The organism is Sinomonas susongensis, from assembly GCF_005877005.1.
In the GTDB taxonomy this organism is placed as follows: domain Bacteria; phylum Actinomycetota; class Actinomycetes; order Actinomycetales; family Micrococcaceae; genus Sinomonas; species Sinomonas susongensis.
On record NZ_SSNH01000002.1, the window covers coordinates 1 to 21,060 of the forward strand.

Sequence of the window (21,060 nt, forward strand, 5' to 3'; positions counted from 1 at the left end):
ACTACGACGACTATCCAGATGATGAGGGTGGTGGGGTCCATGAGGATCCCCTCCTTAGGTTGCGGACGCTCCCAGTGCCTCTCTGGCACCATGACGCTCCTAGACCTATTGTCCCAGCCCTCCACGGGAATGACTCCGGAGGGGAGGACGCGGCTTCGCCGGCATGGGGCGATGGCGGCCGCACCGACGTGCTGCCCCACCAGGCCCGAACGGTCGACCTCGACCAGGTGGCCTTTCTGCAGGAGACCGACGGCGCGGTACATCTCGGCCAGGAGCCGCGCCACCGTGGTCTTTCCCGTGCCCGGGTTTCCGAGGAACACCAGATGCTGTGATGTGGCCACCTCCGGCAGGCCATGCGTCTTGCGGCGGGGGGACCTGGAGCAGTGCGACGAGGGCCCGGGCCTCACCCCGATGAGATCGCTGACCAGCTCGTCGACGCGCTCCGAACCGCGGGCGCGATGGGACTGGGGTCGCTCGTGGCGCTGGCGTCGGGGCGCGCAGGTGCGGGCCCGTCGTCGTGCTCCTCGAGCCGTCCTTCCAGACGTGGTCGCTCGCTGCCAACCTTGTTGTGGCTCCGCTGGTCCCACCCATCACCGTCGCTGCCACCTTGGCCCTTGCGGTCGGGCCGCTGTGCCCACCCCTGGGGTGGGCCGCGACGGCGACGGCGGGGATTCCCGCAGAGGTTCTCGCGACCGCAGCCCAAGGATTCGCGGCCCTGCCGGGAGCCCGGCTCCCATGGGCGGACGGACCCGCCGGCGTAATCGCGATGGCACTCGTCTCCGTCGCCTCGGCGGCCCTCGTGTGGGGCCTGGGACACCAGCCTCGATCCTGCGTCCGCGAGTTGGCCGAAGCACCGCCGCGTGGCAAGGTTGATGCGTGAAACCTACGGCGCCCGGAACAGGACCATGATGGCAGCGGCCACACGGCGGGCCCCGAACGCGAGCCGGTCAGGCGCCCCTGGCGGTGGGGTCGACTTCAGGAACGCGGCTCCGGCGCCGATCGTCCTCGTATCCGGCCCCGAGGACTATCTTGCGGCGCGCGCCATGGACTCCATCCGGCGGCAGGCCCGCTCCGCGAGTCCCGACCTCGAGGTCACACGGCTCGACGCCCAGACCTACGCTCCCGGATCGCTCCTGCTGGCCGCGTCTCCGTCGCTCTTCGGCGAGCAGAAGTACATCGAGGCGAGCGGTCTCGAATCGATGAACGAGGATTTCCTCAAGGATGCCCTGGCCTACGTCTCGGCCCCGGAGCCGGACATCGTCCTGGTTCTGCGTCATGCGGGAGGAACGCGAGGCAAGAAGCTTCTCGATGCGGTCCGGGGCGCCGGGGCGCCAGTAGTCGACTGTCAGCCGCTCAAGAAGGACGCGGACAAGGCTGCATTTGTTGCAGCCGAGTTCAAGGGATCTGGGCGTCGCATCGAGCGCGAGGCCGTGGACGCGCTCGTGGCCGCCGTCGGCAGCAGCCTGGCCGAGCTGGGGGCCGCCTGCAGCCAGCTCCAACTCGATGCGACGTCGACCGTGGACGTCGCAACGGTGGAGAAGTACTTCGGGGGCCGCGTCGAGGCGACGGCGTTCAAGGTGGCGGACGCCGCGATTGCCGGACGGAGCGCCCTTGCCCTCTCCGCCTTCCGCCATGCAGTCGAGACCGGGGTGGACCCGGTTCCGATCGTGGCGGCCATCGGGTCCAAGCTGCGCACGCTCGCCAAGGTGGCGGGGGAGCGCGGTTCGGCACAGAGTGTCGCGCGTACCCTCGGCATGCAGCCCTGGCTTGTCGAGCAGGCCCAGCGTGACATCCGGGGTTGGACGCCGCAGAGCCTTGCAGCAGCCATCCGGGCTGTCGCGGAGGCCGACGCCGAGGTGAAGGGACTCGCGCGGGACCCCGCGTACGCCGTCGAGCGGGCCCTTGCCGTCGTCAGCGCGTCCGCCCGCGCCCGCTGAGGGGAACCCTGGTCAGGCGGGACCCTTGGTCAGGGGACGGGCGGGCAGGGAGCCGGGGACTTAAACCGGCTGGGGCCGGGCATCCCTGCGGATGCCCGGCCCCAGCCGTTGCCTGACGGGTGTGTCAGAGCGCGTTGACCTTCTTGGCGATCGCAGACTTGCGGTTCGCCGCCTGGTTCTTGTGGATCACGCCCTTGCTCACAGCCTTGTCGAGCTTCTTGGTCGCACGAAGCAGCGCCGAGCTGGCGGCGTCCTTGTCGGACGCCTCGATGGCGGAGTTGACCGAGCGGATGAGGGTCTTGAGCTCGGACTTCACAGCCATGTTGCGCTGGCGGGCCTTCTCGTTGGTGAGAATCCGCTTCTTCTGGGACTTGATGTTCGCCACGTGTGAACTTTCTTGTTTCGCTTACAGGGTCTAGAGGGCTTTCAGGTCGGCCTCGACTGAGCGGCGTGGGGATGCCTTTGGCAGCCGACCATCAGTGCCCGTCGACCTGCACGGACACACAGCAGACCATACTAGCAGACTGCTTCCCTTGCCGGCCGTGCGGTCCGTCCGGCGCGGCGGTGTCCGTGGCCGGGCGGCCACCCCGGGCCGGGCTCGGCGGGAGGGCTGGATCCGTGGGAGACTGGGAAGTCAGCATTGCCCCGCTGGCACAAGGATTGCCCGCTGGCACAGCACAGCCGCACAGAGCAGTAGAGGACGTACAGGTGTCTCCACAGGCCCGCACCGCGCCGGTGCCCGCCGCGACCGATCCGTCGATCATCCGCAACTTCTGCATCATCGCCCACATCGACCACGGCAAGTCGACGCTCGCCGACCGCATGCTGCAGTTCACGGGCGTTGTGCAGGCCCGCGACATGAAGGCCCAGTACCTCGATCGGATGGACATCGAGCGTGAACGCGGCATCACGATCAAGTCCCAGGCAGTGCGCATGCCCTGGGAGGTCGACGACGTCCCGTATGCGCTCAACATGATCGACACCCCGGGCCACGTCGACTTCACGTACGAGGTGTCACGGTCGCTGGCGGCGTGCGAGGGCGCCGTCCTGCTCGTCGACGCAGCACAGGGCATCGAAGCCCAGACGCTCGCGAACCTGTACCTCGCGATGGAGAACGACCTCCAGATCATCCCAGTCCTGAACAAGATAGACCTCCCCGCCGCCCAGCCCGAGAAGTACGCCGAGGAACTGGCGAACCTCATCGGCGGCGACCCCGCGGACGTCATGAAGGTCTCGGGGAAGACCGGCGTCGGCGTGGAAGGTCTCCTCGACCGCATCGTGCGCGACATCCCCGCGCCCGTGGGCAACGCCTCCGCGCCAGCACGGGCGATGATCTTCGACTCGGTCTACGACACGTACCGGGGAGTCGTGACGTACGTGCGCGTCGTCGATGGCGCCCTCTCGCCGCGTGAGCGCATCCAGATGATGTCGACGAAGGCGAGCCACGAGCTCCTGGAAATCGGCGTCATCTCTCCCGAGCCCATCCCGAGCAAGGGCCTCGGGGTCGGCGAGGTCGGCTACCTCATCACCGGAGTGAAGGACGTCCGGCAGTCCAAGGTCGGCGACACGGTCACGAACCTGTCCCGTCCGGCTTCCGAGTCCCTCGGCGGCTACGAGGATCCCAAGCCCATGGTGTTCTCGGGCCTCTACCCGCTGGACGGCTCGGACTACCCGGACCTCCGCGAGGCGCTCGACAAGCTCAAGCTCAACGACGCCGCGCTCGTCTACGAGCCCGAGACCTCTGCGGCGCTCGGCTTCGGCTTCCGCGTCGGCTTCCTCGGCCTGCTCCATCTCGAGATCGTGCGCGAGCGCCTCGAGCGCGAATTCAACCTCGACCTCATCTCGACAGCCCCGAACGTCATCTACGAGGTCACGCTCGAGGACAAGTCTGTCGTGACGGTCACGAACCCGAGCGAGTTCCCGACCGGCAAGGTGAAGGAAGTGCGCGAGCCGATGGTCTCGGCGACCATCCTCGCGCCGAACGAATTCGTCGGGGCGATCATGGAGCTCTGCCAGGGGCGCCGGGGTCAGATGAAGGGCATGGACTACCTGTCGGAGGACCGTGTCGAGCTCCGCTACTGGATTCCGCTCGCCGAGATCGTGTTCGACTTCTTCGACCAGCTCAAGTCGAAGACCCGGGGGTACGCCTCGCTCGACTGGAAGGCCGACGGCGAACAGGCCGCGGATCTGGTCAAGGTCGACATCCTCCTCCAAGGCGAGCAGGTCGACGCCTTCAGCGCGATCACCCACCGCGACAAGGCGTACTCGTACGGGGTCATGATGACGTCGAAGCTGCGCGAGCTCATTCCGCGTCAGCAGTTCGAGGTGCCGATCCAGGCGGCGATCGGCTCCCGCATCATTGCGCGCGAGAACATCCGTGCCATCCGCAAGGACGTCCTCGCGAAGTGCTACGGCGGTGACATCACCCGCAAGCGCAAGCTCTTGGAGAAGCAGAAAGAGGGCAAGAAGCGCATGAAGATGGTGGGCCGTGTCGAGGTGCCCCAGGAGGCCTTCATCGCCGCCCTGAATACCGACGAGTCGAAGGACAAGGCCAAGAAGTAATGCAGGTTCCATCGGCGGGTGCCCGCCGGGCAGTGGGTGAACCCATCCGGACGGCGGTGGCGTAGGTGCCGAGCACGCTTCCCCTGGGGGACCCCGCGCCGGCCGACGGCGTCCTGCCGGCCCAGGCGGCCGTCGGTGCCGAAGGACGCGGCTTCTCGCTCTACGCGCACATCCCGTTCTGCTCGGTCCGCTGCGGCTATTGCGATTTCAACACGTACACGTCGGCCGAACTCGGCGGCGGCGCTTCCCAGGCTGAGTACGCCGGGACGGCCGTGGAGGAGGTACGCCTCGCAGCCCGGGCGCTCGACGCCTCGGGAGTGCCGCGCCGTCGTCTGTCCACTCTCTTCTTCGGAGGCGGCACGCCGACGCTGCTTCCTGCCGGGGATCTGACCGCGATCCTCGCGGCGGCGGTCGACGAGTGGGGTCTCGAGCCGGGGGCAGAGGTGACGACCGAGGCGAACCCAGACTCCGTCTCGCCCGAGTCCTTGGCCGCGCTGCGGGAGGCCGGGTTCACCCGGGTCTCCTTCGGCATGCAGTCCGCGGTCCCGCACGTCCTGCGCGTCCTGGACCGCACCCATACTCCCAGCCGTGTCCCCGAGGCTGTCCGCTGGGCCCGGGACGCGGGCCTCGACGTGAGCCTCGACCTCATCTACGGCACCCCCGGTGAGAGCCTGGACGACTGGCGTGCCTCCCTCGACGCCGCCCTCGCCTGTGAGCCGGACCACGTGAGCGCCTACGCGCTCATCGTCGAGGAGGGCACGCGGCTTGCGGCCCAGATCCGTCGCGGCCAGGTCCCGGACGTGGACGACGACGACCACGCGACGAAGTACGAGCTCGCGGACGAGGTGCTCGGTGGGGCTGGCTTCCACTGGTACGAGGTCAGCAACTGGGCGCGTGGGGCAGCGGCCGGTGCCCCTGAGGGCGGCGGGGACGGACTCCGAGGGGACGGCCGCTTCGAGTGCCGCCACAACCTCGCCTACTGGCGGGGCGGAGACTGGTGGGGGATCGGTCCGGGCGCGCATTCCCACGTCGGCGGGGTGCGCTGGTGGAACGTCAAGCATCCTCGCGCGTACGCGGCGCGGCTAGCCCAGGGCGAGTCGCCTGCCGCGGGGCGCGAGACGCTCGACGACGCGACGCGCCTCGAGGAGCGCATCATCCTCGAGCTGCGGCTTGCCTCTGGTCTCCCGACTGACGCCCTCCCGCCGTCCTCCCGACGCGAGGTCGCGGGTCTCATCGCCGAGGGCCTCGTGGACGGACCGTCTGCTTTCCACGGGCGCCTCGTGCTCACGCTCTCGGGCAGGCTCCTCGCGGACGCCGTCGTGCGGCGCCTCATGCCCTGAACGGTCGGTGACCTCGGTGGATCAGCCCTACTTGATCCAGCGCAGATTGAACCGGTAGCGGAACGGCTGGCCGCGGTTGACTTCGATGCCCGCGGTGACGGACAGGATCGCGAGCCCGACCCAGATGAGGGTTGCGAGCACCTCGAAATACACGCCGATCACTGGGATGAACGCGAAGAGGTTCAGCACGAGCGCGGCAAGGGTGGGCGGCAGGGTGAAGTTGAGCGCTTCCTTCGACTCCTGGGCTGTGAACGGCCCGCGGTCCTTGAAGCAGAGGTACACGAGCAAGGACGGAACACAGCCCAGAATGCCGCCGAAGTGTGCGAGCGTCGCCCACTGGCGGTCCTCGCTGGCCGTGAAAGGCTCGGTGCCGCCGACCTTCCCGAGCCGTCCCTCTCCGGGTTCACGGTGATCCTGCCAGTTCTGGGACACAGCACTTCCTTGCATTGTTCGCGGACAGGGTCTTGGCCCCAGAATACCGAACTCAGGCGGTCAGGAAGTCGATGACTTCCTCGACCCGCCCCAGCAGAGAGGGTTCGAGATCGGCGTAGGTATGGACCGCGCCGAGGAGCCGCTGCCATCCCAGGCCGAGGTCCTCGGGCGTTTCGTGAGGCCATCCGAAGGCACGCAGGATGCCCGTCTTCCAGTCGAGCCCGCGGGGGACCGTCGGCCACGCAGGGATCCCCAGCGTCTGCGGCCGGATGGCCTGCCACACGTCCACGTACGGGTGCCCGACCACCAGGACGTGGCCCGCCGCGCCGGGTACCGAGAGGGCCCGTTCGGCGATCCGGCTCTCCTTCGAACCCTCGACGAGGTGGTCGACGAGGATTCCGAGGCGCCGCTGGGGTCCGGGCTGGAAGTCGGCGACGGCAGCGGCGAGGTCGTCGACGCCGTGGAGGGGCTCGACGACGATGCCCTCGAGGCGGAGGTCGTCCCCCCAGACCTTTTCGACGAGTTCTGCGTCATGCTTGCCCTCCACCCAGATCCGGCTCGCTCGCGCGACCCGCGCGCGGGCGCCGTCGACCGCGATCGAACCGGACGCTGTCCGCTTGGCCGGTGCCGGCGTCCTGCGCGGGGCCGGGGGGGCAAGGCGCACGGGGCGGCCCTCGAGCAGGAAGCCGTAGCCGAGTTCGAACGATCGCGTCCTGCCCCGACGGTCCTCCAGGCTGAAAACGTGCATGCCCCCGGACTTCTCGACGCGGGTCACCGCTCCGACCCATCCGCTCTGACTGTCCTCGAGCACCATGCCCAGCTCGATGGGGACCTCGGGCTGGACGCTCTTCTTCGGGGCCGCGATCTCCGCTGGCCCCCACTGGTCGTAGTAGGACACCCGGTCCTCGCTTCCCTTGCACTGCCGCCCTCAACGGGATCGCGTCCATGCTACTGGCGGCGCGGCGCTGCGGGCGGGGGCCGGGGCTGCGTGTCCCCATTCCCTGGATGGGTGGGCCCGGGGCGCATAATAGATCTAGCACTTGGGTATAGAGAGTGCTAAAGGATTGGGAACGGCTGTACGGAATGCGCGCACGCGCGACGGGTGCCATGGGCAGGGAGGTGGAATGAACGAGCCGCGAAAACTCGAGGTGCTGAGGGCGATCGTCGAGGACTATGTCCACTACCGGGAGCCTGTCGGCTCCAAGGCCCTCGTGGAGCGCCATCGTCTCGGAGTCTCGAGCGCCACGATCCGCAACGACATGGCTGCCCTCGAGGATGATGGCCTCATCGTCGCCCCGCACACGAGTGCGGGCCGGGTCCCGACCGACAAGGGCTACCGTGTATTCGTCGACCAGCTCGCGGCAGTGCGTCCGCTCTCGGCCGCGGAGAAGCAGGCGATCCAGTCCCTCCTCGAGGGCGCCGACGACCTCGACGACGTGCTCGAGCGCACGGTTCGGCTGCTTTCGCACCTCACGAACCAGGTCGCGGTGGTCCAGTACCCGCAGCTCGGCCGCGCCCGTGTGCGGCACGTCGAGGCCGTGAGCCTCGCACCCCGCCAGGTCCTGCTCGTGCTCATCGCGGACAGCGGCACGGTGGAACAGCGGGTCGTGACGGTGGGCGAGGATCTCGACCACGACCGGCTTGCTGTGCTGCGCCAGAGCTTCCTCGCGGCGACCGCCGGGAAGCCGGTCTCCCAGGTCGGGGCCAATCTGGCCGCCATCATGGACTCGCTGCTCCCTGCGGACCGCGCCGTTGCGGCCGAGCTCGCCGCGGGGCTCGCGGCCCTGGCGGTATCGAGCCGTGAAGAGCGGATCGTGACGGCGGGCACGGCATACCTCGCGAGGTCCAACAGCGACTTCCTCTTGAGCATCTCGCCGGTGCTCGAAGCCCTCGAGGAGCAGGTCGTGCTCCTGCGCCTCCTGTCGGAGATGGCGAGCGATGCAAGGGGCGTCGCCGTCGCCATCGGGCACGAGACCGCGGCGGATTCACTCGCGGAGACCTCGGTGGTGGCAACCGGCTACGGTCGGGACGATGCCAAGATCGGGGTGCTCGGGCCGACCCGGATGGACTATCCGGCGACGATGGCGGCGGTGCGCGCGGTCGCGCGGTACCTCTCGAAGATCCTCGCCGGAAGCTAGAGAAAGAAGACAGTGAGCAGCCATTACGAAACCCTCGGCGTGTCACCGGATGCGAGCGGCGAGGAGATCAAGAAGGCCTACCGGAAGCTCGCGCGCCGGTTCCACCCGGACGTCAACCCGGGCGAGGACGCGTCGGAGCGCTTCAAGGCCGTGACCCATGCCTACGAGGTCCTCTCCGATCCCGAGAAGCGCCGCATCTACGACGCAACGGGGAACGAGAACGGCACCGACAACGGGTTCTCGGGCGGGTACAACGGGGCCGGGTTCGCCTTCCAGGACATCTTCGAGACCTTCTTCGGTGGAGGAGGGGCGCAGGCGGGGCCAGCGACGCGGGTGCGCCGAGGCCAGGATGCCCTCATCGCCGTCCGGATCGAACTCAAGGACGCCGTCTTCGGCGTCAACAAGAAGATCGAGGTCGACACGGCCGTTCTCTGCACCCGGTGCGAGGGCTCGTGCTGCGAACCCGGGACCCAGCCCGTCCGATGCAGCGTGTGCCACGGCAGCGGGCATGTCCAGCGGGCCGTCCGTTCGATCCTCGGCCAGGTCATGACGACGGCGACGTGCCCCGCGTGCGGCGGCTTCGGCACCGAGATCCCGAGCCCCTGCAACGAGTGCGGCGGTGAGGGGCGCGTCCGCAGCCGGCGCTCGCTCACGGTCAAGATTCCGGCCGGGGTCTCCACGGGAACGCGCATCCAGCTCGCGGGGCAGGGGGAGGCCGGCACGGCCGGCGGCCCCACGGGGGATCTGTACGTAGAGATCCGGGTCGCCTCCCACGCGACCTTCTCCCGCGACGGCGACAACCTCCACGCGACCCTGAGCGTGCCCATGACGGCGGCAGCGCTCGGCACCGAGCTCACGCTCGAAACCTTCGACGGCGAGCAGAGCATCACGCTGCGCCCGGGCACCCAGTCGGGCGACGTGATCACGCTCCCGCACCTGGGCGTCGCGCGCCTGCGCGGTGCAGGCCGCGGCGACCTTCACGTGCACGTGAACGTCGAGGTCCCGACCAAGCTCGATGCGGAGCAGGAGGAGCTTCTGAGGCAGCTCGCCAAGCTCCGGGGCGAGCACGTCGCAGAGGGAAAGCTCGTCGGCACCGGCGGAGGCGTGTTCGCGAAGCTGCGGGACAAGTTCGGAAACCTCTGACGTGTCGAACCCCGTCTTCTTCGTCGAGCCCGGCTCGCTCGAGGCACTCGGGCAGGGCGACACCGTGACGGTCACCGGGGCGGAGGCGCGCCATGCGGCGACGGTGAGGCGGCTGGCCGCCGGGGAGCCGGTGGACCTCGTCGACGGCAGGGGTGCCCGGGGACGGGGCCGGGTGGCCCGCGCAGAGGGCGCACTCCTCGGCGTCGTCCTCGAGAGCGTCGAGCGCGAGCCGCGCCAGCCCTATCGGCTCGTCCTCGTGCAGGCTCTCGCCAAGGGCGACCGCGACGAACTCGCCGCAGAGGCAGCGACAGAGCTGGGCGCTGACGCTGTCATCCCTTGGCAGGCCGAACGCTCGGTCGTCCGCTGGAAGGGCGAGCGGGGAGCGAAGTCGCTCGCGAAGTGGCGGTCCGTCGTCTCGGCGGCCGCGAAGCAGTCCCGGCGGGCCTGGGTGCCCGAGGTCGAGGAAGCGCACGACGGCGTCGCACTCGCCGCGCGCATCGAGAAGGCCGCCCTCGCCGTCGTCCTCCACGAGGACGCGGCAGAGACGGTCAGCTCCCTTCTCGACGACTTCACGGCCGGGGCACCGCCGCTCGACGGAGAAGTGCTCTTCCTTGTCGGCCCGGAGGGCGGGATATCGCCCGCCGAACTCGACCGTTTCCTGTCGGCGGGCGCCAGACTCGGGCTCCTGGCACCGCACGTGCTCCGCTCGTCGACGGCCGGCCCAGCGGCCCTCGCCATAGCGGGAGACCGGCTCGGCCGCTGGCCGGCAAGGGCCTGAGGCTCACTGGGTGACCGTGAAGTCCTTCGAGTCCCAGGCCAGCGCCGCGGCGTCGCCGGTTCCGGGATCGCTCGGGAAGACCCTCAGCACATACTTGCCCGGCGGGAGGGAAACCGCGAGGCGGAACTGTCCCTGGCCCTGACCGGAAGGGACCGACGTCGTGTGGCCGCTCACGATCGCAGGCGCCTTGTCCGTCTTCACGTCCGCCCGCGAGATCTGCCAGTAGACCGCGGCCCCCGGGGACGTCGTCCTGCCGTCGGCGGTGAGCTGGCTGTGGGGCGACGACGTGCCGGCCTGCGGGTCGATGATCCAGATCGGCGCGACCATGGCGGGGTCGCGCTGCATCAGCTGGCCGAGCTGCACCCGGTTGAAGGCGAGCTGATCGGTGCGGCTGTCCACGAGGAGCATGACCTGCACCGGCTGACCCGAGTCGATGACGCCGGCGCTCGCGGCCGCAGCCGTCGCCGTGTAGACGAGCTCCTGCACCGCGAGCTGAGCCGTCTGCTCGTCAACTGAGCTGTTGAACGCGTCGGACGAGACGTCCACGGTGATGACGTTCCTGCCCGAGATCGAGGCCGCGAGCTTCTTGGGCGACTGCCAGGGGCTGAAGAGGTTAGGGTCCAACGGCTTGGTGGACATCATGAGCCGCAGCGCCTTGGCGACCGCGTTGTCGCTCCCGGGCGCGTCACGGAACTCGCGGTACAAGTAGACGCCGTTCCGGGCGCGGCCGAGCCAGTAGACCGGAGACTTGGTCGACGTCTGCGAGGTCTCGAGAGGGACGCTGGCGGACGCGGAGATGCCGGGGGAAGCCCCTGCAGCCATCGTCGGCTGCGGCTGCCCATTGGCTGTGCACGAGGCCAGGAGGAGGGCCACGAGCGCGGCACCGAAGGCCCGCGCGACTCGGCGCGGCCTCGGGCTCGGTCCGCTGGTGGCCATGAGCGGTATTCCTCCGGACTGATCGGCTGGGCGCTGTCGGCGCCCCAGGTCGGCGCTCTCGGGGCAGGGCTATGTGCCTGCCCGCACCGGCGCCTCCTCGGGCACCATCCAGCTTGGCACAGCCGTTCCCGGGGAATGTCCCTTCGCTAGGTTTCGTTGCCCAAGTGATGCCCGATTGATACCTAGCGGTAGCATGGACCGGCAAGCACCCCCTGAGGAGAGAGAAGGCTTTTGACAGCGGAGTTCCCGCACACAACTCCCACGACCCGGACCGAGGTTCTGCACTTCGCTCCCGGCGAGGACATGGTGCATATCCTTGGACCGCGTGATGAAGCCCTCCGCTACGTCGAAGAGCAATTCCCCTCCGTCTCGTTCCATGTCCGTGGCAATGAGCTGACCATCGTCGGGCCGCCGGCCGAGGCCCCCAACATCCGTCGCCTCTTCGAAGAGATCGCGTCCCTTGCAGAGCGGGGAACGCCGGTGACTCCGGCCTCGCTCGAGCAGCTCGTGACGATGCTGAGGGAGCAGACCGTGCCGAGCCCCTCGGAGGTGCTCACCCACAACATCCTGACGAGCCGTGGGCGCAGCATCCGCCCCAAGACCGCCAACCAGAAGAACTACGTGGACGCGATCGACGCGAACACGGTCATCTTCGGGATCGGGCCGGCGGGCACCGGCAAGACGTATCTCGCGATGGCCAAGGCCGTCCAGGCGCTGCAGCACAAGGACGTCAGCCGCATCATCCTGACCCGTCCTGCGGTCGAGGCCGGAGAGCGGCTCGGCTTCCTCCCCGGCACGCTCAACGACAAGATCGATCCCTATCTGCGGCCCCTGTACGACGCGCTGCACGACATGATCGATCCGGAGTCGATCCCGCGGCTCATGGCGGCCGGGACGATCGAGGTCGCGCCGCTCGCCTACATGCGCGGCCGCACACTCAACGACGCGTTCATCATCCTCGACGAGGCGCAGAACACGACGCCAGAGCAGATGAAGATGTTCCTCACACGCCTCGGCTTCGGGTCGAAGATGGTGGTGACGGGGGACATCACCCAGGTCGACCTGCCGTCCGGCTCGTCCTCCGGCCTCCGCGTGGTCCAGGACATCCTCGACGGCGTCGAGGACGTCAGCTTCTCGGTCCTCGACGCCACCGACGTGGTCCGGCACCGGTTGGTCTCCGACATCGTGGCGGCGTACGGGCGATGGGACGACCGCCAGCGGGCGAAGGCCGAGCGCGCTCGCGTCCGCGCAGACCGCCACCGCGCTGCGGGATCCGAGCGTGCCACGGCGTCTAAGCTTGAACCGTGAGCATCGAAGTCAACAACGAGTCAGGCGTAGCGGTCGACGAAGAGGCCCTCGTCCGCCTCGGGCGCTTCATCTTCGAGCGTCTCTGGCTGCACCCGCAGACTGAGCTCTCCATCCTGCTCGTCGACGAGGCGGCCATGGAGCGCCTGCACCTCGAGCTCATGGACGAACCGGGCGCGACGGACGTCCTCTCGGTGCCGATGGACGAGTTGACCCCGGGAACCCCCGGACGTCCGACGCCCCAGGGGATGCTGGGCGACATCGCGATCTGCCCTCAGGTCGCGGCCGAGCAGGCGGCGCGCGGGGGGCATTCGCGCGACGACGAGATGCTCCTCCTCGCGACCCACGGGGTCCTCCACCTCCTCGGCTTCGACCACGGCGAGCCTGAGGAACGTGAGGAGATGTTCGGCCTCCAGCGCGAGCTGCTCTCCGAGTTCTTGGGTCGGCCGGCCCCGAAGGAGACGATGGCGTGACGATCGCCGTCCTGCTGGCCATGGCGCTGGCGTTCACGGCGCTTGCTGCCCTGCTCACTGCCGCCGAGTCGGCGCTCGCCTTCGTTCCGCGGCACGAGGCCGAGGACTACGTCGAGGACGGCCATGGGCGCTCGCTCGAGGCCATCCTCGCGGAGCCCGTCCCCTACGTGCGCGCACTCCGCTTCTGGCGGATCTGGTTCGAGACTGCGTCCGCGGTCGCGGTCGCCGTCCTCATGACGATCTGGATCTCGGATGTCTGGCTCGCAGGGCTTGCAGCGACGGTCGTCATGGCCATCATCGGCTTCCTGCTCGTGGGGGTCTCGCCCCGGCAGCTGGGCAGGCGGCACGCCCTCTCGGTCGCGGCCTGGACCGCGCCGCTCACTGTCGCGCTCCGTCGGGTCCTTGGCCCGATCCCTGGGTGGCTCGTCTCGATCGGCAGCGCTGCCACGGGCACGGACCCTCAGCAGGAGGACGCGATCTATTCCACCGACGAGCTCCGCGAGTTCGTCGAGAGGGCGAGCGATTCGGACGACTTCGAGGACTCGCAGGCCGAGCTGCTCCAGTCCGTATTCGATCTCGGCGACACCCTCGTCCGCGCCGTCATGGTGCCGCGCACGGACGTCATCGGCATCGAAGCCGGCGCGACGCTGCGTCAGGCGATGTCCCTTTTCCTCCGCTCCGGCTGCTCCCGTCTCCCAGTCTTCGTCGAGAACCTCGACGACATCCGCGGGATCCTGTACCTCAAGGACGTCGCCGCGCGACTGCACCAGGCACCCGGCTCTGGCGGGGAACCGGTCGAGGACCACGTCCGCGAACCGCGCTTCGTCCCCGAGTCGAAGCCCGTGAGCGAGCTCCTCAAGGAACTCCAGCGCGAATCGACCCACCTCGCCATCGTGGTGGACGAATACGGGGGCACCGCGGGACTCGTCACGCTCGAGGATCTGATCGAGGAGCTGGTGGGCGAGATCGCCGACGAGTACGACGAGGACGACGTGGAGGCCGTCGAGGTCGAGCCTGGAACCTATCGGATCCAGGCGCGGATGAGCTTGGACGACTTGGGCGAGCTCTTCGACGAGGACATCGAGGACGACGAGGTCGACACGGCGGGGGGCCTGCTCGCCAAGGCGATCGGACGAGTGCCGATCGTGGGCAGCACCGCGGTCGTGGAGGGTATCCGCCTCACGGCCGACCGCCTCGAGGGGCGACGAAAGCGTGTGAGCCATCTGCTCGCCGAGCGCACCGCGCCCGTCGCCGAGGACAGAGGGCGGGCGCGCGAGACAGAACGGCATGATTCGGAAGCGACAGGGAGACACCATGGCTGATCAGGACGGCGGCAGGGGCGGCCGCGGAGCGCGGGCAGAGAACTGGCCGCAGACGGCGGACGACGGCAGCTACCACGCGGGCTTCGCAGTGCTCGTCGGGCGTCCCAACGCCGGGAAGTCGACCCTCACCAACGCCCTCGTCGGCCAGAAGGTGGCCATCACCTCGGCCAAGCCCCAGACGACGCGCCACACCATCCGCGGCATTGTGCACCGCTCGGACGCGCAGCTCATCCTCGTGGACACCCCCGGCCTCCACCGGCCCCACACCCTGCTCGGCCAGCGGCTCAACGACCTCGTCGCCGAAACGCTCTCCGAGGTCGACGCGATCGGCTTCTGCCTCCCGGCCAACGAGCGCATCGGGCCGGGTGACCGCTTCATCGCCAGCCAGCTGGCCGGCGTCGGCCGCAAGCCCATCGTCGCGCTCGTCACCAAGGCCGACCTAGCAGACCGGGCCGCCCTCACGGAGCAGCTCCTCGCGGTCACCGAACTCGGCCGCGAGGTCCTCGGCGGCGAAGGCTTCGCGGACATCGTCCCCGTCTCGGCCAAGGACGGCTTCCAGGTCGAGACGGTCGCGGACGTGCTGATCTCGCACATGCCGCCGTCGCCGCCGCTCTATCCGGACGGGGAACTGACCGACGAGCCGGAGGCGATCATGGTGGCGGAGCTCGTTCGCGAAGCCGCGCTCGAGGGCGTCCGCGACGAACTCCCGCACTCCCTTGCCGTCGTCGTCGACGAAATCGTCCCGCGCGAAGGGCGGTCGGAGGACAATCCGCTCCTCGACGTCCGCGTCAACCTCTTCGTGGAGCGGCCGTCGCAGAAGGCGATCATCATCGGCCGCGGCGGAGCGCGTCTGCGGGACGTCGGCTCTCAGGCCCGGAAGGGAATCGAGGCCCTTCTCGGCACCCGCATCTACCTCGATCTGCACGTGAAGGTGGCCAAGGACTGGCAGCGCGATCCCAAGCAACTCGGGCGTTTGGGCTTCTAGCGCGTCACAGCCGTCTCACAGGGGCCCCTGTAGACTGGATGGCAGTATCATCTACCGGAGGCTTCATTTGTCAACAACAGGGAACGTCCCGCGACACGTGCGCGCGCGCCGCTCAGTTCCCCTCTGGGTGAAGATCCTCGGGGGCGTTGTCGTACTCGGAATCGTGAGCGTTGTCGCCTTCGCGGGCTACTGGACCTGGCGCCTGCAGAACAACATTCACGAGGCGCCACTCAGCGCGGGCCACTCGACGGCAGACGCGACGAATGATGCCACCGACCCCCTCCAGATCCTCATCATCGGGACGGATACCCGGTCGGGCGCGGATTCTAACTACGGCACCACCGCGGACAGCTCGGGCTACGGCAACTCCGACGTGATGATCCTCTTGAACATCTCGGCGGACAACAAGGTCGTTTCCATGACGAGCTTCCCGCGCGACCTCATGGTGCCGATTCCTGCTTGCCACGATCCGCAGACGGGCAAGGACTATCCGGCCCAGGCCGTCGGGCAGATCAACTCGGCCATGATGGAGGCGGGGCCGGGATGCGCCGTCGACACGGTCAACCAGCTCACAGGGCTCACGATCGACCACTTCATGGTCGCCGACTTCAACGCGGTCAAGGATCTCTCGAACGAGATCGGCGGCGTCCAGGTGTGCGTCAACGCCGCGATCGACGACCCGTACTCCGGCCTCAAGCTGCCGGCGGGCACGTCCACGGTCCAGGGCGAAATGGCCCTCGCGTTCCTCCGGAGCCGTCACGGCGTCGGTGACGGCAGCGACCTTTCGCGGATCAAGTCGCAGCAGGAGTTCCTCGCCTCCCTCGCGCGCAAGGTCAAGTCGGACGGCACGCTGACCAACGTTCCGAAGCTCCTCAGCATCGCGGACACGATCACCCAGAACCTCACCGTGGATTCCGGGCTGGCCAATCCCCAGTCGATGATCACGATCGCTTCCCGGTTCCGGTCCGTGGACCTGTCGAAGGTCGCGTTCGTGACCGTTCCGTGGGAGCCGTACACCGGGGACCCGAACAGGGTCCAGCTCAAGCAGCCCGACGCGGCGGCCCTCTTCGACGCGCTTCGGCAGAACCGCGACCTCACGGCGCCGGCCGCGAGCGCGACGGCAAGCGCATCATCGTCGGCGAGCGCATCGCCGTCGGCAAGCGCTGCCCCGACCACCCCTGCCGCTCCTGCGTACGACAAGGCGGCCCAGCCGGTCAGCGTTGCGAACGGCACCGGGGCGACGGGCCGGGCGGGCGAGCTCGCGACCTTCCTCAAGGGCCAGGGGTTCACCCAGACCACGGCGTTCAACGCCGCTGCCACCGACACGACCAACGTGTACTACGGTGCGAACTTTGCCGACGTCGCGAAGGACGTCGCTGCGGCGCTCGGCATTCCCTCGTCGCAGGTGCAGTCCGCGGACAACGTCAACGGGGTTCAGGTCTATGTCGGTTCCGACTTCGCCTCGGGGACCCACTACACGCCCAAGCTCCCCAACAACGTGGTCTCGCAGACGGCAGCCCAGTCCACGTGCCAGACGGCGTTCGGCCAGTAGCCCGAGCGGCAGCGTGAAGGGCACGCGGCAGCAGACTGCCGCAGGCCCGGAGCGGAGCGAAAGGCCCCGACATCCGTGCGGATGCCGGGGCCTTTCGCCGTCTGGGGGCGGGTCTACCAGATCTCGACGCGCTCCTCGGGCGGGAGCCACATGCCGTCGCCTTCGCTGACCTCGAAGGCCTCGTGGAATGCCGTGAGGTTCTTGGCGATGACGTTGGTGCGGAATTCGTTGGGGGAGTGGGGGTCGATCGCGAGCCTGCGGATGGACTCCTCGGGACGGCACACCTGGCGCCAGACCGTGGCCCATGAGATGAAGAAGCGCTGTGCGCCGGTCAGCCCGTCGATGACGGGCGCCTCCGTGCCGCCGAGGTGGAGGCGGTAGGCCTTGAACGCGATGCCCAGGCCCCCCAGGTCCCCGATGTTCTCGCCGAGGGTCAGCTTGCCGTTCACGGTGTGCCCCGGGGCTTCGCTGGGGGAGAGGACTTCGAACTGCTCGACGAGCTTCGCGGTCAGGGCGTCGAAGGCCTCCCGGTCTGCGTCCGTCCACCAGTTGCGAAGTGCTCCGGTCCCGTCGAACTGCGAGCCCTGATCGTCGAACCCGTGTCCGATCTCATGCCCGATGACGGCCCCGATGCCTCCGTAGTTGACGGCGGGGTCCGCGCCCGGGTGGTAGAACGGCGGCTGGAGGATCGCTGCGGGGAAGACGATCTCATTCATGAGCGGGTGGTAGTACGCGTTGACGGTCTGGGGGGTCATGAGCCACTTGATGCGGTCGACGGGCTTCCCGATCTCATCGAGCAGCCGGTCGAGCTCGCCGGCGTGGGCGCGGCGCACGTTGCCGAGGAGGTCCTTCTCGTCGATCTCGACGGCGGAGAAGTCGATCCACTCGTCCGGGTAGCCGATCTTCGGGTGGAAGGCCTCGAGCTTCTCGAGCGCCCGCTCACGGGTCTCCGGGCCCATCCAGGAGAGGACGGAGATGCTCTGCCCATACGCCTCGACGATGTCGGCGACGAGCTTCTGCATCGATTCCTTGTGCTCCGCCGGGAAGTGGCGCTCGACGTACAGGCGCCCCACCGCCATCCCGAGCCCGTTCTCCACGGTCGCGACGCCGCGCTTCCACCGCTCCTTGTTCTCCGGGGTCCCGCTCAGTACCGTGCCGTAGAAGGCGAAGTGGCGGTCGACGAATTCGGGCGAGAGGTACGGTGCCGACGCGGAGACCACGTGGGCCGTGAGCCAGAGCTTCCACTCGTCGAGGGGCACCTCGGCGAGCATGGGGCCGATGCCCGAGAGGAAGTCCGGGTTTCCGACGACGAGCTCCGCCCGGGCGTGGTCCTCGACGCCGGTTGCCTCCGCCCACGTCACGAAGTGCGGGAAGACGGTGGTCGCTTCCTCCTGGGTGAACAGGTTGTAGGTCTTCTGCGGATCGCGCAGCGTCACCCGGTCCCAGTGCAGTCGCGCGAGCCTCTCCTCGAGGCGAACGACGGCGGCCGCATCCTCGGCGGGCGACGTCCGGCCCACGAGGGCGAAGACGTCGGCGAGGTAGGTGCGGTAGGACTCGCGGACTTCGGCGAACCGCTCCTCGCGGTAGTACGACTCGTCCGGGAGGCCGAGGCCGCCCTGCGAGAGGTACAGGAGCACCCGGTCGGGATTCCCGGCGTCGGGGGCCGCATAGTATCCGAACAGCCCTTCGCTGCCACCGCGCCCCAACCGCGCCGAGGTACGCACGAGCTCCTCGGCGTCGGCGATCGCGTCCACCTCGGCGAGCAGCGCCTTGAGCGGCTCGGAGCCAAGCTCGGCGACGCGCTCCTCGTCCATGAACGATCGGTACAGCGCACCGATCTTCTCCTCGTCGGAACCCGGGGCGTGCTCGCTTTCGGCGAGCTCCTCGATGAGGGCGCGCACGTCTTCCTCGGCGCGGTCGCGGAGCTGCACGAAGGTACCGACCAAGGCCCGGTCAGACGGGATCTGGGTCTCGCGGAGCCACGCACCGTTGACGTGTCGGTACAGGTCGTCCTGGGCTCGGACAGTCTCGTCGAAGAACTCGCGGTCGACGCCGGACGGGGCGACAGGGCTGGACGGCGCGACAGGGCTGTCTGTCATGGTGCCTCCTCAGGCATGCTCGGATGGCTTCATCTTAGGCAGGCAGCCGGCCGAAGGCGGGGCTGCTCGCCCGGACGCTCTGGAGGCCGTGCTATCGTGACGCTGTGCCACACGCGCAGCGCCTTCTCCTTCTTAGCTGCCGTGGCGGGGCCCAGTAGCCGGACGACGGACCACAGTTCCGACACGGCGTAGGCCGGATCCCCGCCGCGGAGTTTTCTGACGCCCGGCCCGGAGGATCCCAGCTTTTGAGAAAGGCCTACAGTAAAACCATGCGCAACGCACAGAAGCCCTCGGGCATGCCCGTCCACCGCTACCTCCCGTTCCACGAGCAGATCACGGTCGATCTGCCGGATCGGACTTGGCCGGACAAGCGCATCGAGAAGGCGCCCCGCTGGTGCGCCGTCGACCTGAGGGACGGCAACCAGGCGCTCATCGACCCCATGAGCCCGGCACGCAAGCTCAAGATGTTCAAGCTCCTCGTCCAGATGGGCTACAAGGAGATCGAGGTGGGCTTCCCTTCGGCCTCCCAGACGGACTTCGACTTCGTCCGCCAGCTGATCGAGGGGGGCCACATCCCCGACGACGTGACAATCCAAGTCCTCACCCAGGCGCGCGAACATCTCATCGAGCGCACCTACGAGTCGCTGGTCGGGGCGAAGAGCGCGATCGTGCACCTCTACAACTCGACATCGGTGCTGCAGCGCCGCGTCGTGTTCAACTCCGACGAGGAGGGCATCCTCGACATCGCCGTGCAGGGCGCACTCCTGTGCAAGAAGTACCAGGAGACGCTCCCCGACACGCACATCACGTACGAGTACTCGCCGGAATCCTTCACCGGGACGGAGCTGGAGTACGCGGCCCGGGTATGCAACAAGGTCGCCGAGATCTTCGAGGCGTCCGCCGACAGCCAAGTCATCATCAACCTGCCGGCGACGGTGGAGATGGCGACTCCCAACGTCTACGCCGACTCGATCGAGTGGATGAGCCGCAATCTGAAGCCGCGGGAGGGCATCATCCTCTCCCTGCACCCGCACAACGACCGTGGCACGGGCGTCGCCGCCGCGGAGCTCGGCTATCTCGCAGGTGCGGACCGGATCGAGGGGTGCCTGTTCGGCAACGGCGAGCGCACCGGCAACGTCGATCTCGTCACCCTCGGCCTGAACCTGTTCGTGCAGGGCGTCGACCCGATGATCAACTTCTCCAACATCGACGAGATCCGGCGCACCGTCGAGTACTGCAACCAGCTGCCGGTGGCGGAGCGGTCGCCGTACGGCGGCGACCTCGTCTTCACGGCGTTCTCGGGCTCCCATCAGGACGCCATCAAGAAGGGCTTCGAGGCGCTCGAGCGCGATGCCGCGCGCGCAGGCGTTCCGGTCGACGAGTTCACGTGGCAGGTTCCGTACCTGCCGATCGACCCGAAGGATGTGGGCCGCTCGTACGAGGCAGTCATCCGGGTCAACTCGCAGTCGGGCAAGGGCGGGGTAGCCTACCTGCTCAAGAACGAGCACAACCTCGACCTGCCGCGCCGTGCCCAGATCGAGTTCTCGCGCGTCATCCAGCAGCACACCGACACGGCGGGCGGCGAGGTGAGCCCGTCTGTCCTGTGGGACATCTTCAGCGACGAGTACCTCCCTGCGGCGTCCGCGGACGGGGGCAAGGCGTGGGGCCGATACGCTCTGACCTCCGTGAGCACCGAGACCGCCGAGGACGGCACCATGACGCTCGAGGCGGGTCTCCGCGTCGACGGCACCCACGTCCGGCGCACGGGAACCGGCAATGGCCCCATCGCAGCCCTCCTCGACATCTTCTCCTCCGAGGGCGTGGACGTCCGCGTCCTCGACTACACGGAGCACGCCCTCTCGGAAGGCGGCAGCGCGCGTGCCGCCGCCTACGTCGAATGCGGGATCGGCGAACGCATCCTGTGGGGGGTGGGCATCGACGCGAATACGAGCCTCGCCGCGCTCAAGGCAGTCATCTCTGCGGTCAATCGCGCTCTGCGGGACGCGGACGCAGTCGGCGCCTGACCCTCGTGCGGTGCCCCGCCCGGTCCGGGTGGGG

General features: G+C 68.6%; 19 protein-coding genes. 13 read left to right on the plus strand and 6 right to left on the minus strand.

Going from position 1 to position 21,060, the window contains the following annotated elements:
- The coding region (locus tag E6A21_RS18380; protein WP_425471508.1) for an AAA family ATPase at positions 1-341 on the minus strand (341 nt) is incomplete at its 3' end.
- 176 nt (positions 342-517) lie between these two features.
- Between E6A21_RS18380 and E6A21_RS03175 the strand changes: the two genes are divergently transcribed.
- Both E6A21_RS03175 and holA read left to right on the plus strand, forming a co-directional pair.
- Complete coding sequence (locus tag E6A21_RS03175; protein ID WP_138442708.1) at positions 518-880, plus strand: ComEC/Rec2 family competence protein; 363 nt, start codon at positions 518-520, stop codon at positions 878-880.
- A gap of 28 nt (positions 881-908) precedes the next feature.
- The gene (gene holA, locus E6A21_RS03180) at positions 909-1,937 is read left to right on the plus strand and encodes a DNA polymerase III subunit delta (protein ID WP_138443073.1); all 1,029 of its coding nucleotides are present in this window, start codon (positions 909-911) and stop codon (positions 1,935-1,937) included.
- A 124-nt stretch (positions 1,938-2,061) separates the two neighbouring features.
- On the opposite strand, the gene rpsT is transcribed toward holA, so the two are convergent.
- Entirely contained in the window at positions 2,062-2,322 is a 261-nt protein-coding gene (gene rpsT, locus E6A21_RS03185) for a 30S ribosomal protein S20 (protein WP_138442709.1), read from the minus strand.
- Positions 2,323-2,645: 323 nt separating this feature from the next.
- Here rpsT and lepA point away from each other — a divergent pair, with 323 nt between their 5' ends.
- Complete coding sequence (gene lepA, locus E6A21_RS03190; RefSeq protein ID WP_138442710.1) at positions 2,646-4,499, plus strand: translation elongation factor 4; 1,854 nt, start codon at positions 2,646-2,648, stop codon at positions 4,497-4,499.
- Positions 4,500-4,564: 65 nt separating this feature from the next.
- Positions 4,565-5,839: a radical SAM family heme chaperone HemW gene (hemW, locus tag E6A21_RS03195; protein WP_138442711.1), complete on the plus strand. Its 1,275-nt coding sequence runs from the start codon at positions 4,565-4,567 to the stop codon at positions 5,837-5,839.
- 27 nt (positions 5,840-5,866) lie between these two features.
- Here the strand turns inward: hemW and E6A21_RS03200 are convergent, their stop codons facing one another.
- On the minus strand, positions 5,867-6,271 hold the full coding sequence (locus tag E6A21_RS03200) for a DUF4870 domain-containing protein (RefSeq protein WP_246036169.1): 405 nt from the start codon (positions 6,269-6,271) through the stop codon (positions 5,867-5,869).
- A 52-nt stretch (positions 6,272-6,323) separates the two neighbouring features.
- Positions 6,324-7,169 (minus strand): DUF3097 family protein, encoded by an 846-nt coding sequence (locus E6A21_RS03205; protein WP_138442713.1) that lies wholly within the window; start codon positions 7,167-7,169, stop codon positions 6,324-6,326.
- Between the two features lie 226 nt (positions 7,170-7,395).
- On the opposite strand from E6A21_RS03205, the gene hrcA reads away from it, so the two are divergent.
- From hrcA to E6A21_RS03220, 3 genes are read left to right on the plus strand one after another with little or no spacing between them, the layout of a single operon-like run.
- Complete coding sequence (gene hrcA / locus E6A21_RS03210) at positions 7,396-8,409, plus strand: heat-inducible transcriptional repressor HrcA (RefSeq protein WP_138442714.1); 1,014 nt, start codon at positions 7,396-7,398, stop codon at positions 8,407-8,409.
- Between the two features lie 12 nt (positions 8,410-8,421).
- Complete coding sequence (gene dnaJ / locus E6A21_RS03215) at positions 8,422-9,552, plus strand: molecular chaperone DnaJ (protein ID WP_138442715.1); 1,131 nt, start codon at positions 8,422-8,424, stop codon at positions 9,550-9,552.
- A 1-nt stretch (position 9,553) separates the two neighbouring features.
- Positions 9,554-10,330 (plus strand): 16S rRNA (uracil(1498)-N(3))-methyltransferase, encoded by a 777-nt coding sequence (locus E6A21_RS03220; RefSeq protein WP_138442716.1) that lies wholly within the window; start codon positions 9,554-9,556, stop codon positions 10,328-10,330.
- Positions 10,331-10,333: 3 nt separating this feature from the next.
- Here the strand turns inward: E6A21_RS03220 and E6A21_RS03225 are convergent, their stop codons facing one another.
- A complete protein-coding gene (locus tag E6A21_RS03225) occupies positions 10,334-11,266 on the minus strand; it encodes a GerMN domain-containing protein (RefSeq protein WP_138442717.1) in 933 nt (310 codons plus the stop codon).
- A gap of 231 nt (positions 11,267-11,497) precedes the next feature.
- Here E6A21_RS03225 and E6A21_RS03230 point away from each other — a divergent pair, with 231 nt between their 5' ends.
- From E6A21_RS03230 to E6A21_RS03250, 5 genes are all read left to right on the plus strand, one after another.
- On the plus strand, positions 11,498-12,574 hold the full coding sequence (locus E6A21_RS03230) for a PhoH family protein (RefSeq protein WP_246036170.1): 1,077 nt from the start codon (positions 11,498-11,500) through the stop codon (positions 12,572-12,574).
- On the plus strand, positions 12,571-13,044 hold the full coding sequence (gene ybeY / locus E6A21_RS03235) for an rRNA maturation RNase YbeY (protein WP_138442718.1): 474 nt from the start codon (positions 12,571-12,573) through the stop codon (positions 13,042-13,044). Before E6A21_RS03230 ends, ybeY begins: the two co-directional genes overlap by 4 nt.
- Entirely contained in the window at positions 13,041-14,366 is a 1,326-nt protein-coding gene (locus E6A21_RS03240) for a hemolysin family protein (RefSeq protein ID WP_138442719.1), read from the plus strand. The genes ybeY and E6A21_RS03240 overlap by 4 nt, the downstream gene beginning before the upstream one ends.
- On the plus strand, positions 14,359-15,351 hold the full coding sequence (era, locus tag E6A21_RS03245; protein ID WP_138442720.1) for a GTPase Era: 993 nt from the start codon (positions 14,359-14,361) through the stop codon (positions 15,349-15,351). The genes E6A21_RS03240 and era overlap by 8 nt, the downstream gene beginning before the upstream one ends.
- Before the next feature lie 97 nt (positions 15,352-15,448).
- Positions 15,449-16,903, plus strand: coding sequence for an LCP family protein (locus E6A21_RS03250; RefSeq protein WP_138442721.1), 1,455 nt, complete (start codon positions 15,449-15,451; stop codon positions 16,901-16,903).
- 113 nt (positions 16,904-17,016) lie between these two features.
- Here E6A21_RS03250 and E6A21_RS03255 read toward each other — a convergent pair whose 3' ends face one another.
- Positions 17,017-19,002 carry a M13 family metallopeptidase gene (locus tag E6A21_RS03255; protein ID WP_138442722.1) on the minus strand — a complete coding sequence of 662 codons (1,986 nt, stop codon included), beginning with the start codon at positions 19,000-19,002 and terminating at the stop codon, positions 17,017-17,019.
- 269 nt (positions 19,003-19,271) lie between these two features.
- Between E6A21_RS03255 and leuA the strand changes: the two genes are divergently transcribed.
- Positions 19,272-21,026, plus strand: a complete 1,755-nt coding sequence (gene leuA / locus E6A21_RS03260; RefSeq protein WP_138442723.1) for a 2-isopropylmalate synthase — start codon at positions 19,272-19,274, stop codon at positions 21,024-21,026.
- Positions 21,027-21,060 lie beyond the last annotated feature (34 nt).